Annotated in this window: 11 protein-coding genes; 6 read left to right on the forward strand and 5 right to left on the reverse strand. The window is 59.7% G+C overall.

The window, feature by feature from the left end; all coding sequences use genetic code 11:
• Nucleotides 1-3: 3 nt before the first annotated feature.
• Nucleotides 4-2,103 carry a sigma 54-interacting transcriptional regulator gene (locus IC231_RS01535; protein ID WP_190782862.1) on the reverse strand — a complete coding sequence of 700 codons (2,100 nt, stop codon included), beginning with the start codon at nt 2,101-2,103 and terminating at the stop codon, nt 4-6.
• A 275-nt stretch (nt 2,104-2,378) separates the two neighbouring features.
• Here IC231_RS01535 and IC231_RS01540 point away from each other — a divergent pair, with 275 nt between their 5' ends.
• The 5 genes from IC231_RS01540 to IC231_RS01560 all read left to right on the forward strand — a co-directional run bounded on the left by IC231_RS01540 (nt 2,379) and on the right by IC231_RS01560 (nt 7,802).
• The gene (locus IC231_RS01540) at nt 2,379-3,644 is read left to right on the forward strand and encodes a TolC family protein (RefSeq protein ID WP_190782863.1); all 1,266 of its coding nucleotides are present in this window, start codon (nt 2,379-2,381) and stop codon (nt 3,642-3,644) included.
• A 97-nt stretch (nt 3,645-3,741) separates the two neighbouring features.
• A complete protein-coding gene (locus tag IC231_RS01545; RefSeq protein ID WP_190782864.1) occupies nt 3,742-4,167 on the forward strand; it encodes a universal stress protein in 426 nt (141 codons plus the stop codon).
• Between the two features lie 82 nt (nt 4,168-4,249).
• Nucleotides 4,250-5,353 carry an HlyD family secretion protein gene (locus tag IC231_RS01550; protein ID WP_190782865.1) on the forward strand — a complete coding sequence of 368 codons (1,104 nt, stop codon included), beginning with the start codon at nt 4,250-4,252 and terminating at the stop codon, nt 5,351-5,353.
• Between the two features lie 108 nt (nt 5,354-5,461).
• The gene (locus tag IC231_RS01555) at nt 5,462-7,033 is read left to right on the forward strand and encodes a DHA2 family efflux MFS transporter permease subunit (protein ID WP_190782866.1); all 1,572 of its coding nucleotides are present in this window, start codon (nt 5,462-5,464) and stop codon (nt 7,031-7,033) included.
• Between the two features lie 316 nt (nt 7,034-7,349).
• Entirely contained in the window at nt 7,350-7,802 is a 453-nt protein-coding gene (locus tag IC231_RS01560; RefSeq protein ID WP_190782867.1) for a carboxypeptidase-like regulatory domain-containing protein, read from the forward strand.
• Between the two features lie 87 nt (nt 7,803-7,889).
• Here IC231_RS01560 and IC231_RS01565 read toward each other — a convergent pair whose 3' ends face one another.
• The gene (locus tag IC231_RS01565; RefSeq protein WP_185887955.1) at nt 7,890-8,915 is read right to left on the reverse strand and encodes a hypothetical protein; all 1,026 of its coding nucleotides are present in this window, start codon (nt 8,913-8,915) and stop codon (nt 7,890-7,892) included.
• Between the two features lie 404 nt (nt 8,916-9,319).
• On the opposite strand from IC231_RS01565, the gene IC231_RS01570 reads away from it, so the two are divergent.
• On the forward strand, nt 9,320-10,531 hold the full coding sequence (locus tag IC231_RS01570; protein WP_211538808.1) for an alpha/beta hydrolase family protein: 1,212 nt from the start codon (nt 9,320-9,322) through the stop codon (nt 10,529-10,531).
• A 32-nt stretch (nt 10,532-10,563) separates the two neighbouring features.
• Here IC231_RS01570 and IC231_RS01575 read toward each other — a convergent pair whose 3' ends face one another.
• From IC231_RS01575 to IC231_RS01585, 3 genes are all read right to left on the reverse strand, one after another.
• The gene (locus IC231_RS01575) at nt 10,564-10,938 is read right to left on the reverse strand and encodes a hypothetical protein (protein ID WP_190782868.1); all 375 of its coding nucleotides are present in this window, start codon (nt 10,936-10,938) and stop codon (nt 10,564-10,566) included.
• Nucleotides 10,935-12,428 (reverse strand): TonB family protein, encoded by a 1,494-nt coding sequence (locus IC231_RS01580; protein WP_394368196.1) that lies wholly within the window; start codon nt 12,426-12,428, stop codon nt 10,935-10,937. The genes IC231_RS01575 and IC231_RS01580 overlap by 4 nt, the downstream gene beginning before the upstream one ends.
• Nucleotides 12,429-12,661: 233 nt before the next feature.
• Nucleotides 12,662-15,100, reverse strand: coding sequence for a penicillin acylase family protein (locus tag IC231_RS01585; protein WP_190782870.1), 2,439 nt, complete (start codon nt 15,098-15,100; stop codon nt 12,662-12,664).
• Nucleotides 15,101-15,130: the final 30 nt, after the last annotated feature.

Genomic DNA, 15,130 nt, shown 5'->3' on the forward strand with positions numbered 1-15,130 from the left:
CGGCTACTCTCCAGCCGTAATTGTGCGCCGGATATTCAGCTTTTTCATGCGGGCTTCCAGCGTTTTGGGGTTGATGTCGAGTAAGGCCGCAGCGCCGTTGGGGCCACTTACGCGGCCGCCGGTACGCTGCAGCGCTGCCAGAATATGGTCGCGCTCCTGCTCTTTCAGCGACTTGAGCGGCCCGCCGGCTTCCGGGGCCGCCGGAGCCGCCATAGCTGCCGCCGAGAAACCCGCAAACTCCAGAAAAGCCCCCTGACTCACAATAACCGCCTGCTCCAGCACGTGCTCCAGTTCGCGCACATTGCCGGGCCAGCCATAGTGGCGCAGCGCCTGCAGGTCCCGCTCGCGCAGGCCACGCACCGGCTTGCCCATCCGCTTGGTGAACCGCTCCAGAAAATGCCGCATCAGGGGCTCGATGTCTTCGGGCCGCTCGCGCAGGGCCGGTAGCTTAATCGGGAAGACGTTGAGGCGGTAGTATAGGTCGGCGCGGAAATGGCCGGCCGCCACCTCGTCTTCCAGCACCCGGTTGGTGGCCGCAATAACGCGCACATCAGTCTGGATGACCCGCCGCCCGCCAATACGCTCAAACTCTTTTTCCTGCAGTACCCGCAGCAGCTTGGCCTGCAGGTCGAGCGGCAATTCGCCCACCTCATCCAGGAAAATAGTGCCACCGTCAGCCATTTCAAACTTACCGATGCGCCGGTCGTGGGCCCCGGTAAACGCGCCTTTTTCGTGTCCGAATAGCTCACTTTCGATAAGCTGAGCCGGCAGTGCCGCGCAATTCAGCTTGATTAGGGCCCGCTCGCGCCGTGGTGAAAGGTTGTGCAGTGCTCTGGCTACCAATTCTTTGCCAGTGCCGGTCTCGCCGGTGATGAGTACCGTGGTATCGGTGGGCGCCACTTGGCCCAGCCGGGTATATACTTGCTGCATGACGCTGCTGCCACCCACAAAATCATCAAGGCGGTCGGCAACCGAGGTGTTAATTTCGTCGATCAGGTAAGTCCGTTCCCGTTCCAGCTGCGCCCGGAGCGCGTCAATCTGCTCAAAGGCAAACACGTTCTGGATAGCCAGCCGAATCTGCGGCACCAGGCTCAGGATGAGCTGCAGCATTTCGTTGGTGAATGCCTGCGGTTGATGGCTGGCCAGAATAAGCGCGGCCGCCTGCTCATCGCCGGTTTCCAGCAGCGGGGCGCATAGTATCGACTGGGTGCCGCGCGTGTCCCTGATATGGCGCAGCATGGCGTACTGCTCCACCAGCTTGTCAAACTCCGCACCCACATACACCCCCGGCCGCGAGAAAAGCGCTGCTACCGCCTTTTTGGCCGCTTCAGAGTCGGGCATACCACCATACCGGCCTTCATCAAGTGGCGCGAAAGTGCCGTCTGGCTGCTTGCTGAATTCGGCAATAGCCCGCATCGGCGAATCAGGTTCGCGTGCCCGCACTCCGAAGTAGTCGCAGGGCACCACTTGGTTAATTTCGGTAGCAATAGCCCGAAACAGTTCACCGCGCTCTTTGATGCTGAGCAGCGCATTGTTCAGGGCCAGTTGCATGGTTTTCTCCTGCTCGCGCCGCGCAATTTCCTCGAATGCCAAAGCATTGGTAACGGCCACTGCTACCAGACTGCCAATCTTTTCGAGTAAGTCGGCATCCATATCCGACAACTCGGGGCGGCGGCGGGCAACCAACGACAGCAGCCCTACCAGACGGCCGCCCGTGCGCAGTGGTACCACGGTAAAATATCGGAGCTGTTCGCTCAGAAGCGCATTAAAGGGCTGGTGGTCAGGGTAATCTTGTAGCAGTTCCTGCAGGTCGTATTGCTGCAGGTGCCGGGAATGAATAAACCGCTCGATGGGGTTGCCGGCCACCGGCGCCCGCTCAGGTTTGGAGCCAGGAACATTGGGAAGAAGAATTTCACCTAAGTAGTCGCGCAGAAACACACGGCGGTATTGATGGTCAGCATCAAGCGTAATGATGGTAATGGCATCGAACGGAAAAATGAGCCGTAGCTTTTCCGTTACGCTCCGGAACAAGCCTTCCTTATCCCGCGACGTGGCAATAGCATCGTTAAGGTATAGCAGTAAAGAATCGTCCTGATCCGGCATAGCTCTTTGTTTTCCTTAAATATCAGGATAAAAACGAGTAATTCCTGCTATTTGAGGAAAAAGGAAGCATTCAATTTGTTTGCTGTATAATGCTTTGAAAAATTTTTTTCCCTGTTTCAAGATAGTGGGGACGGGTTTTAGCCGACATTAAAACCATTTTAACGTGTTGGCACACGGTTGGGTAAGTGGCGGGCATTACCAAGTCGTACATCCGTATGCTTTCCCGACCAAAACTTACCGCGCCACTCATAGCTTTAGGGCTGCTGACAGCCGGTGTGGCTCATGCTCAGCAGGGGCCGATTATTTCTGATTCTCTTTCGCTTGACGGCACCATTCGTTCGGTGCTGGACGCCAATCCGGCCATTACTACGCTGGAGGAAGAAGTGAATGCCGCTACCAGCCGCGTTACGCAGAGCCGGGGCGGTTTCCTGCCGCAGGTCACCGGCACGGCCACGTACACCCGCATCGACCCGGTGGTGAAGCTGCAACTGAGCCCGGAGGCTCCGGCGTTCCAGTTTGCGCCCAACAACAACTACGATGCGCACATTACGCTGCAATACGGGCTGCTCGATTTCGGCAAGAAGGACGCTACCTACAACCTGGCCGAAAGCCGCCGCCTGACGGCCGTCGACCAGATAAACGTGACGCGCCGCGACCTGGCGTATTCGGCGGTGCAGGCCTACTACAACATTCTGTTTGTGCGCGAGAGCATCAAAGTGCAGGATGCCCAGATTGCTTCATTGCAGCAGCATCAGCGCGAAATGGAAAAGCGGGTGGAAGGCGGCGTCAGCACGCGCTTCGATGTGACGACCACGCAGGTGCGCATCACGCAGGCCCAGAACACGAAGATTGACCTGCAGAACCAGCTCCGCAACCAACAGGTGCAGCTGGCCCGCCTGCTGCACAAACCCGAGTACGTGGACGTGCCGGTGCGCGGGGTATTTGCCTATCAGCCGCAGGAAGTAAACCTAAACGGTGCGCTGACCCAGGCAACGGCTAACCGGCCGGAAATAAAGCTGGCCCGCGACGCCGAACAGACGGCCAACCTGAATCTGAAGCTGATTGAGCGGAGCAACATGCCGCTACTGGGCGTTGGAGCGCAGCTGGGCGCTAAAAATGGCTACCAACCCGACCTGGACCGGATTCGTCCGAACTCGGTGGGAGTGGTGCAGCTATCGGTGCCTATCTACGATGGCAATAAGAACAAAAACCAGCGGGTAGAAGCACTAGCTAACATCCGAGGCTCTCAGGCCCGCATTCAGGACACAGAAGAGCAGGTGCGGTCCGATGTGCGGCAGGCAGCCAACAACATGGAATCAAGCACTGCCCGCTACGACAACGCGCTGCAGCAAATCAGCCAGGCCAGTGATGCGCTTACCCGCGCGAAGGCCCGCTACCGCTATGGCGTAGGCAACAACCTGGATGTGCTGGACGCCGAAACGTCGTTGTCGCAGGCCCGGCTGGCACGCTTGCAGGCCATCTATAACTACACGCTCGGCCAGTATCAGCTCAAGCGCGCCACAGGCGAGCAAATCTGGTAAACAACGGCAACGCCCCGGCAGCCTACCGGGCTGAACCCGACGGCAAAGTGCCGGCCCTATTTCCAGTATCCGCGAATCTGCTCCTAACCAATTCCTGATGACCATCCTCTGTCCGATTGATTTTTCTGTTGCCACGGAGGCGCTGGTCACGTATTCGGCGGCGCTGGCGGCCGGTACGGGCGGCGAGCTGCGCCTGTTGCACGTGCTGGAGCCCCAACCCGTTCCGGCCTCCGAAATGGGTGCTGATGCTGAACTGAAACAACGACTGCAGTTCTACCAAGACGCGGCAACGGCTGCCGGTGCCTCGGTCACGACGGCTATTGCATGGGGCAACGCGGCGCAGGAAATAGTAGAAGAAGCTCGGCGCTATCCTGCCGATATTATTGTGATTGGGGCGCACGGCCAGACCGGCCTGACCCGCTTCCTAATGGGTAGCACCGCCGAAACCGTAGTCCGCACGGCCACCTGCGTAACGCTTCTGGTGAAACCAGGCTGCCCCAACAAGTACCGTCAATCGGCCTGACCCAACCGGCCGGCTGACCAGTCTGTTCTGAACAGACACCCACTCTCCCTCACCAACTGACAACGAACAACCAAGTACCCATATGGCAACTCCCGTTCAACACGATCCGGCCGTAGCGCCAACGCATTCCGACGCCTACGAGCCGGTGGTGGAGGAGCAAGCAGGCCGCTCTAAACGTCCTATCATCTTTATCGTTCTGGCGTTGGTATTGCTGCTGGGCGGCTACTATGGCTGGCAGCGCTACCAATTCGGCCAGACCCACGAAGAAACCGACGATGCCCAGGTAGAAGGCGACATCTATCCCATTCTGCCGCGTGTCAGTGGCCCGGTACTGGAAGTGAAGGTAGAAGACAACCAGCCCGTGAAGAAAGGCGACGTGCTGCTGACCGTGGACCCCGCTGATTACCAGCAGCGGGTGAATGCCGCCGAAGCCGCCCTGGCCGCTGCTCAGGCCAACGTGGTAGCGGCCCGTGCCGCTGTTGGCACCGCCTCCGCCAACGTGAGCACCGCCCAGGCTACCATTGGGGTGAGCGACGCCAACCAGGCGCGCCTGCAGAAAGACTTGAAGCGCAGTGAGTTTCTGCGCAAGGAAGACATCATTCCGCAGAGCGAGTATGATGCTGTGCAGGCCAATCTGAAATCGACCAGTGCCCAGCGCAACACAGCCCAGCAGCAGGTGAAAGTAGCCCAGCAGCAGGTAGAAGCTGCTCGCCAGCAGGTGGCCGTAGCAGAAGCGGTAGTAAAGCAGCGCCAAGCCGACCTCGAAAATGCCAAGTTGCAGCTCAGCTACACAACGCTGGTGGCGCCCGTGAACGGCTTCGTGAGCAAAAAATCGGTGCAGCCCGGTCAACTAGTGAGCCCCAACCAGCAGTTGATGGGCCTCGTGGCTTCGGAGAGAACCTGGGTGGTTGCCAACTTCAAGGAAACCCAGCTGGGAAACATGAAGGTGGGCCAGCCGGTGGAAGTAGAGGTGGATGCCTACCCCAACCAGGAGTTTGCCGGCCACATCGAGTCGCTGTCGGCGGCTACCGGGGCCCGGTTTGCGCTGCTGCCCCCCGACAACGCCAGCGGCAACTTCGTGAAAGTAACCCAGCGTGTGCCCGTCAAAATCGTGCTCGACAAGGCTGATCCGGAGCATCCGCTACGCGCCGGTATGAGCGTGGTAGCGACGGTGAAGACCAAGTAAATTTTCAGACATAAGAATTGCGGAGTGAGAACCAGGACTTGTTCGTGAAGCCCAGGCCAAACGGAAAGTCTCAGTTCTCACTTCCTTTTTCTCACATCTCAGCAACGAATGGAAACCGGATTTACCAAGTGGATCATCGTCGTGACGGTGGTGATGTGCTGCTTGCTGGAGCTTATTGATACCAGCATCGTGAACGTGGCCCTGACCCAGATGATGGGCAACCTGTCGGCCACGCAGCAGGAGGTGACCTGGGTAATTGCCTCCTACGGCATTGCCAACGTTATTGTGATTCCGATGACGGGCTTTCTGGCCGAGCAGTTTGGCCGCAGAAACTACTACCTCGTATCGGTTATTCTCTTCACGCTGGCCTCTATTGCCTGCGGGCAAAGCACCAACATCTGGGAGCTGGTGGCTTTCCGCTTCGTGCAGGGCATCGGCGGGGGCGCTCTGATGGCCACCTCGCAGTCGATTCTTATTGATACGTTTCCGCCCAAGCAGCTGCCGCTGGGCCAGGCGTTGTTCGGCATGGGCGTCATCATCGGGCCTACCATCGGCCCCACGCTGGGCGGCTACATCGTAGATAATTATGACTGGCCCTGGATTTTCTACGTGAACGTGCCGGTGGGAATTTTGGCTTCCATCTTCACCATTCTGTTTATCCGGGACCCGGAGCGTATCAAAAACGCAATTCCCCGGCCGCTGCGTGAAATCGACTGGGCTGGTATCATCCTGCTGATTGTGGGCGTGGGCTCGCTGCAGCTGGTGCTGGAGCAGGGCGAAACCGAAGACTGGTTTGAAAGTGCCTACATCAACAGCTTCACCGCGCTGGCAGTCATCGGCCTGGTTGGGTTTGTGTGGCGCGAGCTGACTGCCAAACAGCCCATCGTAGACCTGCGGGTGCTGGGCAAGAGCCGGAATCTGGCCGTGGGCGGCATCCTGTCGTTTGTGCTGGGCTTCGGCATGTTTGCCTCGGTATTCATCTTCCCGATCTTCACCCAGCGCATCCTGGGCTTCAGCGCCGCCCAAACGGGCTACATTCTGCTGCCCGGCGCCCTGGCCTCGGGCCTGATGATGCCCGTCATCGGCAAGATGCTGCAGGCGGGTGTGCCCCAGAAGTACATGATTCCGGTGGGCTTTTTCATCTTCTTCATCTTCACGTTCTGGATGGCCAACATTATTTCGCCCACGGCCGGCGAATCGGACTTCTTCTGGCCCCTGATGGTGCGCGGCCTCGGTATGGGCCTGATTTTCCTGCCCATCACCACCATGAGTTTGGCTGGCCTGTCGGGCAAAGATGCGGGCCAGGCGGCTGGCCTCACCGGCATGATTCGCCAGCTCGGGGGCTCATTTGGGGTAGCCATTGTGGGGACATACCTGGAGCGCAGTATTGCCCAGAACCGCATCAGTCCGCTGGCGCATATCTCGCTCTACGACGCCAATACCGTGCAGCGGATTCAGGCCTTCACGGCGAATTTCATGTCGCGCGGCTTCTCCTTCGAGCAGGCTCAGAAACAGGCCTACGCAGCTCTGGAAGGAATTTTGATGAAGCAGGTATCCATCATCACCTACTCGCAGGTGTTTTCCATGATTGGCCTGTTCTTTCTTATCTGTCTGCCGCTGGTGCTGTTCATCAAGCGGGCCAAGCGTGGCGAGGCCATCGACCTGAACGCCGCGCACTAGCGGCACATTGGCTTACATAACGCCACAAGGTCCGCCTACTGAGTAGGCGGACCTTGTGGCGTTAGCCGGTTTAGGATGCTAAAGGTTTTTGGCAGGCAAAAGCAGGTGTTCACCTATCATTTATAGACGTTTGTCCTAAAACGAGAATTTATTTTGGATAAACTTTTCTGCGAAAAGTTAAAATAAGTAATATTGTGACACTCAAAGCCTGAATAAGTCAACAAATTACTATCCCACGGTTGTGAGAGTTGCATTGGAACAGGTGTCTGACGTACTCAGCGCGTTTCTCTATAGCTCTGCCTGCCTGCTACTGATCATGTCTGCTCTGCACCCTTTCTTTGCTGCATCCCCTTCAATCATTCTAGTGCGTCGGTATTTCGTCGCGCTGGGTCTGGCCTCGGGCCTGCTGCTGGCGGGCCCCGCCGTTGCTGACGATACAAGCGCTGTTTCGGACACCCCAGCAACGAACCCTACTGCCACAGCCGTCAGAGGCCGGGTCCTGAATGAGGAAGGCAAACCACTGGTAGGCGCCACGGTAGTCTGGAAAGGCAGCCCTTACGGAGTCAGCACCGATTCCGATGGGCGCTACCAGCTACCACTGGCCGCGGGCCGCACGGTCATTCTGGTGGGCTATGCCGGCTACACCGACGAAGAAATAACAGTTCGCGGCGGTGGCATCCAAAACGTCACGTTGCTGCCCACTGAGCCGACAGTGACTGCCCAGCCCGTGGCCGGGGCCACACGCCGGACCCAACGCTCAATCAAATAACCCGCACTACTAACACACCTATGCAACAAGCCCCGCCAGCTACCAGCTGGCGGGGCTTTACGTTTGTTGCTGGGGGGAGCACCGGGCCTACTGGTACTGAATGTACAGCGGTGAGGGTTTCAGGGCAATTACCTCGGCGGGCGTCATGATGTGGTGAGGCTTGGGACGGGCGTCGTACTCGTAAAACAGCTTAAAGCCGGTGTATTGCACGGGCTCGTTCACGATGTAATGCTGGTAGGAATCCTTTTTGAGGGTGGGGTCGCCGTGGCCGTCCATGTGCATTACAATCTGCACGCGCGGATCGAGCTTGATGTTCTTGTAGTTGGAAATCATCTTCCGCGTGAAGCGGTGCACCGTCAGAACCTTGGGCGGCAGCTTGTTTTCGCTCACGATGCGGGCCAGAAAGTTCACCGTGAAGTTCACGTCTTTGGCGTCGAGGGTGCCGATGCGCTGGTTGGGGCGTACGCCGGGCATGGTAGACAGCGAAAACTCGGGGTCGATACCCAGGTGTACGATAGGGTCTTTGAGGTATTGTTCCAGCTTGGGCAGCTCGGCCTGCAGGGTGCTGTGGCCAGGCTGCACGTCCAGGAAAATAATGCAATTGTGCTCCTTGGCCCAGCCAATTACCTCCTCAATGGTTGCCTTGGAGTTCATCAGGCGCCATTTGCCGTCTTTGCCGGGCGTGCCCTGGGCCGTGATGGTCACGTTATGCAAGGCCGCCTGCACGGGGCGGCTGGGGTCGGCCGCCTGCCACTCCTTCAGCACACCGGCAAACTTGCGGAACATCTGCTCTTTGGGCTCGCGGCCCAGAATGCCCATGCCCTTGGAGCGAATGTTGCCATAGAACGCCACGATGCGCTTGCCCGGCAGAATGGCGCCCGGCAGCTGGCCGCTCTTTTTCACAATCGAGTCGGCCTTGAGCGAGTCGCGGCGCATGGCTTCGCGCTTGAGCTGGATGGTATCAACCACCACAGGCTTGGCAACGGTATCGGCAACGGCGGTGGCATTCTCCGAGTCGGTGCCGGAGCGGGAGCCGCAACCCGGTAGGGTGGTGAGAGTAAGGGCAAGACCTAACGAGGTGAGCCCAAGGCTGAGAGAAGAAAGATACCGCACTGACAAGCTGAATGGAAAGGGTTTTCCGAAAGTTACGTTTTCCCGGTGCAGCTACGGTAAGAGCGCCGGACTTTTTGTTTGGTTTACCCCACTACTCCACATCAGTTTGCCTGGCGCTGCTTCGTGCGAAAAGTGGTAAAGTGTTGATAGTGAATAGGTAATTGTCTTATTGGCTGCGCCCTGATAAGTCGGGCACGCTATAGCATCCGGCTGCAGGTGACCAGGGCAGATGCAGGCGAAAGAGCAAGTGGCAAAGCCCGGAACCATAAGGGCCAAAAGGCAGGCTGCCGTCGGCGCGGGCTGCCGGGCTGGTCCTGCGCCTCGTTTTTCGGGGAGTGGTGGGCGCCGCGAATTATTTGGCTCGTTGCGTGTTATGTAGCGGGCATCAACCATACTATCGTCCTGTGCTATTCAAAAAAATAAAATCATGGGCAGCGCGTGGCCTGCTGGTTTCGTGGGCCGCCCTGGGGCTCATGGCCAGCAGCAGCTGCACCAAAGAAGACACACCGCTTGCGCAAGCTCCCGCAGCTCCCGAAACGCATTTAGTGAGCAGCACGCTACTCGGCGAATACAGTACCACCATGCTGGCCAGCCGGGTGCCGGAAATCCCGTTGGCCGGCGCGTTGGTCCGCTACCCTATTCGAGCGTATAAACTGACATATACCACCCGAAACCCCGATGGGCAGATGGTTGCGGCCTCAGGCGTGCTGCTGGTGCCCGTCACTACGCAGGCCCTGCCGCTGCTCAGCTACCAGCACGGCACTATCCGGCCCGATGATGAGAGCCGAGCACCTTCGTATTACAGATCCGGCAGCGAAGTGTATTCGGCGGTATCGGTGCTGGCTTCCACAGGCTACATTGTGTCGGCGCCTGACTACATTGGCTACGGCGTTTCAAAAGCCCTGCCGCATCCGTACGAGCATGCCGCCTCGCTGGCTTCCGCTTCGCTGGATATGCTACGGGCGGCGAAGGAATTCTGCCAGAAGGAAAACGTAGCCCTTAACCAGAAAAACTTTCTGCTGGGTTATTCGGAAGGTGGTTTTGCCACGATGGCGCTGCACAAGCTGATGCAGGAAACAGCCGCCGACGAATTTACTGTGACAGCCAGTGCACCGGGCGCCGGAGCCTATCATAAAACAGCCTTTGCCCGCTATATTCTTGAGTCGACGCAACCCCTGAGTTTCCTGAGTACTTACGTGTGGGTGCTCGACACCTACAACCGCGTGTATAGCATCAACCGGCCATATAGCTACCACTTCAACCAGCCCTGGGCCAGCCAGTTGCAGGCCAATCCGTTTGGCGAGGTGCCCACGCAGGCCAGTCAGCTATTTGCCAGCTCATTCCGCGCCAGCGTGCTGAACAACTCTGATACGCAGATGTTGGCCGCTTTCCGCGACAATGACATTTATGACTGGAAGCCCACGGCGCCGCTAGCACTCTTCCACGGCACCGCCGATGACTATGTGCCCTATTTCAACTCGCAGGATGCCTACAACGCCATGCGGGCCCGCGGCGCAACACAGGTAGAGCTGCGCCCAATCCAGGGCGGCAACCACTTTTCGTCGGTGACGGTGTATACGCTGGAAGCATTAGGCTTCATCACGAGATACTACTAAGCGCTACTTCTGGAAAGGATTCCAGAGCAGAGTTAGTTGGCTAGCCGTTGCTTGGGCGGGAAAAAGGCAAAGCGGCACCACGCTCCGGCCAGAGTAGCGAGGCCACCAACCAGCCCACCCAGGATGGTTGTGACGAGTAGCAGCAGCCAGCCGTGGCCACCCAACGGGAGCAACTGCGCCACCCTGTGGGCCAGTAGGCCTTCGTTGCGGACGCTCAGCCAGCTGGCCAGCACTAACCACCCCAATCCGATACCTATAAAACCTGCCAGAAAAGCCTGGCCACCACGCACAGGCCAGATAAAAGCCAGCACCAGGCAAAGTGGCGTGATGACCCACCACGGCAGAAAAATCTGCAGGCCGGCACTCGAAACCAATATCAGCAGCAGCAACCAGGCAAAGGATTTCATAAAGAAGCGGGCAGGGCAGAAGTGGCGGCCGGAACCAAAATGAAAGCAGTATGACCGGTGCTGTTACCCCAACGAATGCTGCCGGTACTGCCACGCGGCGCCACCGGAACGGCGGGCATCGGGATAATGACCTGCTGGCGCACTGAAACCGGCTGGCCGGCCGCATTGCGGGCGGGTGTCCAGCGGGGCATGTCGCGCACGAGGCGGAGTGCTTCTTCGTCGCAGCTGCGGCAGAGGGGGCGCACTATTTCCGTGGCCCCGATGCGGCCATCGGCCTGCACCACGAAGCGGACTTCTACCGCGCCGCGCAGACCTTCCTGCTTGAGCACTTTGGGTTCTTTCAGCTTATCGGTGAGGTATTCGCGCAGGGCGGCACCACCGCCCGGGAAGCTGGCCTGCGTAGCTACCTGGCTGCCTTCAAACACATGGTTGGGCCCAAACATCAGCACCGGCACCGTCAGCTGCACCGATACCACGCGGCCGTTCTGCTTGCCCGGCTCGAAGCGCGGCAGGGCCCGCACGGCCGCCAACGCCGCCGCGTTGCAGGCGTCGCTGAGGCCGCGCACCACTTTCTCGTCGCTGACACGGCCATCTGTGCGCACCACAAAATTCACGAATACCTGGCCTTCGGTGCGGCCTTCGCGCACTTCGGCGGGAAGCTGCAACGCGGCCTGCAGCGCCGGCGACACACCACTGATGGAGCCGCCCAGCGTGGGCATCTGCTCCACATAGGTATAGACCTTATCCTCCACCACAGAAGGCGCCGGTACGGGTGTCGTGCCGGGCAGCGGCATCAGGTCGGTGCTGGAAGTGTTGAGGCGGAAGGTGATGGGCACCGTGTAGCTTACCGAAACCACGCGGCCGTTTTGCTTGCCCGGTGCCCAGGCGGGCATGCTTTTGATTAGTCGCAGTGCTTCTTCGTCGCAGCCGGAGCCGATGCCTTTTATGACTTTGGCACCGTTCGGGCGGCCGTCGGGCGGAATAATGAACGAGACGAATACTTTGCCTTCTACCTGACTGGCCTTGGCAGCTGCAGGGTATTGCAGATTGTCGCGCAGATACTTCTGCATGGCTTCCATGCCGCCGGGGTATTGCGGCATCTGCTCTACATAAGTGTAGACTTTAGACTCCACCACTTCTTCCATCACCTTGCCGTCGGAACTAAGTCCTGAAAGGTCAACTACGGCCTCCGGTACAGGCTTCTGAAACACCACCGACAGCGAATAGCGTGTCGCTACGGCCTTGTCTTCGCGGCGGCCGGGGCGCCAGCGGGGCATAGCCTGCACCAGCCGGAGTGCTTCGGCGTTGGTGGCTGCGCTGAGGCCCCGGGCCACGTACGTATCGGTCAGGCGACCATCAGGCCGCACCACAAAGCCCATCAGCACCACGCCCTGTATCCGCCCTTCCCGCACCTCGGTGGGCAGCCGAACAGTTTTGAGGTATTGCTGCAAAGCAAACTGGCCCTCCGCGTATTCAGGCTTAATCTGCACCTGATACAGCTCGTAGACAGGTTCGGGGGTAGCGGCTGGCTTAACTGCCGCTTTGGTCGGCGCTTTGGTGGCCTGCCGCTTCTGAGCCGAATTGGTGGCCTGCCGCTTCTGAGCCGAAACCGGGAGCAGCGGAAGCGCTGCGAGCAGGCCGGTCAGGAGCAGATGGCGCAGGAATGGCACGGGGGATAGAAGCATAAGGCAGGATTTCGGTAGCGAAGATAAGCCGATATAGCTCAGCGCTCCAGCGTCCAGGCGGCGCGTACGCGGGAGGTGGGCTCGTCGGCTGAACGCAGAAACAGCAGCTCATTCAGCTGGCCGACGCGCCAGGTTTCCAGCAGGTCGTCGTAGGCCGGGGAGCCGGGGTTGCCGCTTTGCCCACCCGGAAACACGCCGTAGGCCCGCACCCGCGGCCCCAGGGCCACCACCATCCGCCACGAAGGCCCGTTCCGCTCCGACGTAGCATTCACGATGCCCGCGCCGCCGCCACAATCCAGGTCCATGTGGCCGAAGCCGGGCAGCTGCGCCAGATGCAAAATGTCGGTGCTTTTCTGGTTTTTCCAGGCCCATTTCTCACTCAGCGGCCCAAACTTGCGGGTGAGCGAGTCGGCGGCAAACCGGAAGGAAGCCAACGCCAGTTGCGGCAGGGTTTCGCGCTCAGGGGTGCGGCGGTCATCTATCCAGGGGCTGTTGGGCTCGCGCAGAATCAGGTTGTTGGTTCGGTCGCGGGGCGGGTTGCGCATCTCCAGTCCGGTAGCGGCCAGCCCAAAATCATCTGCCCACAGGCGTTTCACGAGGTTGTTGTACCACAGCTCGAACACGCCTGGCGCAATGGCAGCAGCATCGTACGAGTAGTGCCAGCGGCGCAGCTCATCGTAGGCGCGGCGCTCCGCCGGCGTAAGCTGCGCGTCGGGCACCAGGGCCAGCAGGCGCGGCAGCATCAGTTGGGCGTTCATGCCCAGATTGTCGTTCTGGAGGTGGCGCAGGCTGTCGGGCGTCACGCGGGTCATGCGGGCCAGCCGCTGGTTGATGCGGTGCCCCCGCTCCCAGGAAGCAAAATCCCAGCCCAGATAGTATGGGTAGTCCTGCCCGGCCGAAAACTGGTTGGCCGACGACACAAAGCCCCGCGCCGGGTTCTTCACGTGCGGGTTCTGGGCCTGCGGAATCCAGCCCTGCCAGTCGTAGGCCGGGTCGGTACCATCGAGCACAAACTTGCCCTGGTTCGGCCATTTCAGTGGCAGGCGGCCATTGGGCCAGATGGCAATGTCGTTTTGCTGACTGGCGAAGATGAAGTTCTGAGCCGGTGAGCCGTACGTGGTCAGGGCAGTGGTGTAATCGGTATAGGTGCGGGCGCGGTTGAGACGGTAAAAGGCCAGCACTTCGTTGGCGCCTTCATGAGCCGTCCAGCGCATGGCGTGCCGGATGGGCGTCTGGGGCAGGAAGGGCTTTTCCTGCTTGTCGTACACTACAGGGCCGTGGTGCGTGTAGAGCACCGTATCAAGCCGGTCGGGCTGGCCGCGCACTTTGATGTGCTCCACCACGCGGCGCACGGGTTTCCAGCGGCCATCGTGCCAGTATTCGCGGCGGGTATCGTCCTTGAATTTCAACTGGTACCAGTCCAGCACGTCGGCTCCCACGTTGGTCACGCCCCAGGCCACTTCCTGGTTGAAGCCGATGATAACCGTTGGAGCCCCCGGAATGGTCACGCCGTACACGTTCAGGCCGGGCGCGCTCAGCTGCACCTGGTACCAGATACTGGGTAGGTTGAGCTGCAGGTGCGGGTCGTTGGCCAGCAGCGGAAATCCCGACGCCGATTTCGCTCCACTCACCGCGAAGTTGTTGGAGCCTAGCTCCGGGTCGGGCTCCCGCTGCGGCGTGCTATTGGACATGGCCGCTTCAAAAGAGGCCGGCGTGGGCGGCACCTGTTCCGGCGTGAAATCCAGCGGTGTCCCGACGGGCACAATGGGGTCTTCGCGGGTCGGATAACCCGGAAACAGGTCTTTCACCACGGCCGGCCCGTATTTGCGCAGCGCGTTACTCAGGCGTAGGTCGTCGGAGCGGCCGCTCAGATCGAAGGCCATGTACTTGAGCAGCAACGCGCACTTCAGCGGCGCCCAGGGTTCGGGCTTGTAATCAAGCAGCTTGTATTCAAACGGCAGCGAGGCCGGCGTCAGGCTCTGGATGTAGGCATTCACGCCGGCCGAGTAAGACGTCAGCACGGTGCGCGTGGTCGGGTCGGCCATCATCACCTCCAGCGACTTGCGGGCTCCGAACGACAGGCCCATTCGCCGGAAAAAACGGTCAGTTTCCAGCCGTGCCGGCCCCACAATTTCCGAGAGGCGGCCGCCTGCCACATGGGTCACGAAATCCATCTGCCAGAGCCGGTCCTGGGCCGTGAGGTAGCCTTGGGTATAGTACAGGTCGTGGTCGTTCTGGGCGAAGATGTGGGGCACGCGCTTGTCGTCGAAGCGCACCTGCACGGGCTGCTGCAGGCCCGGCAGGCGGAGTGTTTGCTGCGTGGGCAGCGCATCGGCCGCTTCGGCGTTGCGCCAGAAGCCCCGGAACGGACTCAGAAACTTACCGAACGGCGGCACCTCACCTTGCCGGGTATTGAGCACCCAGGTGAGCGACAAAGCCGTAACCAGAGCCAGCACGGCCCGAACGTAACGCAGCATAAGCAGGAGCAAACCAATAAGTCTGCTACA

Source organism: Hymenobacter duratus, assembly GCF_014698995.1.
In the GTDB taxonomy this organism is placed as follows: Bacteria; Bacteroidota; Bacteroidia; order Cytophagales; family Hymenobacteraceae; genus Hymenobacter; species Hymenobacter duratus.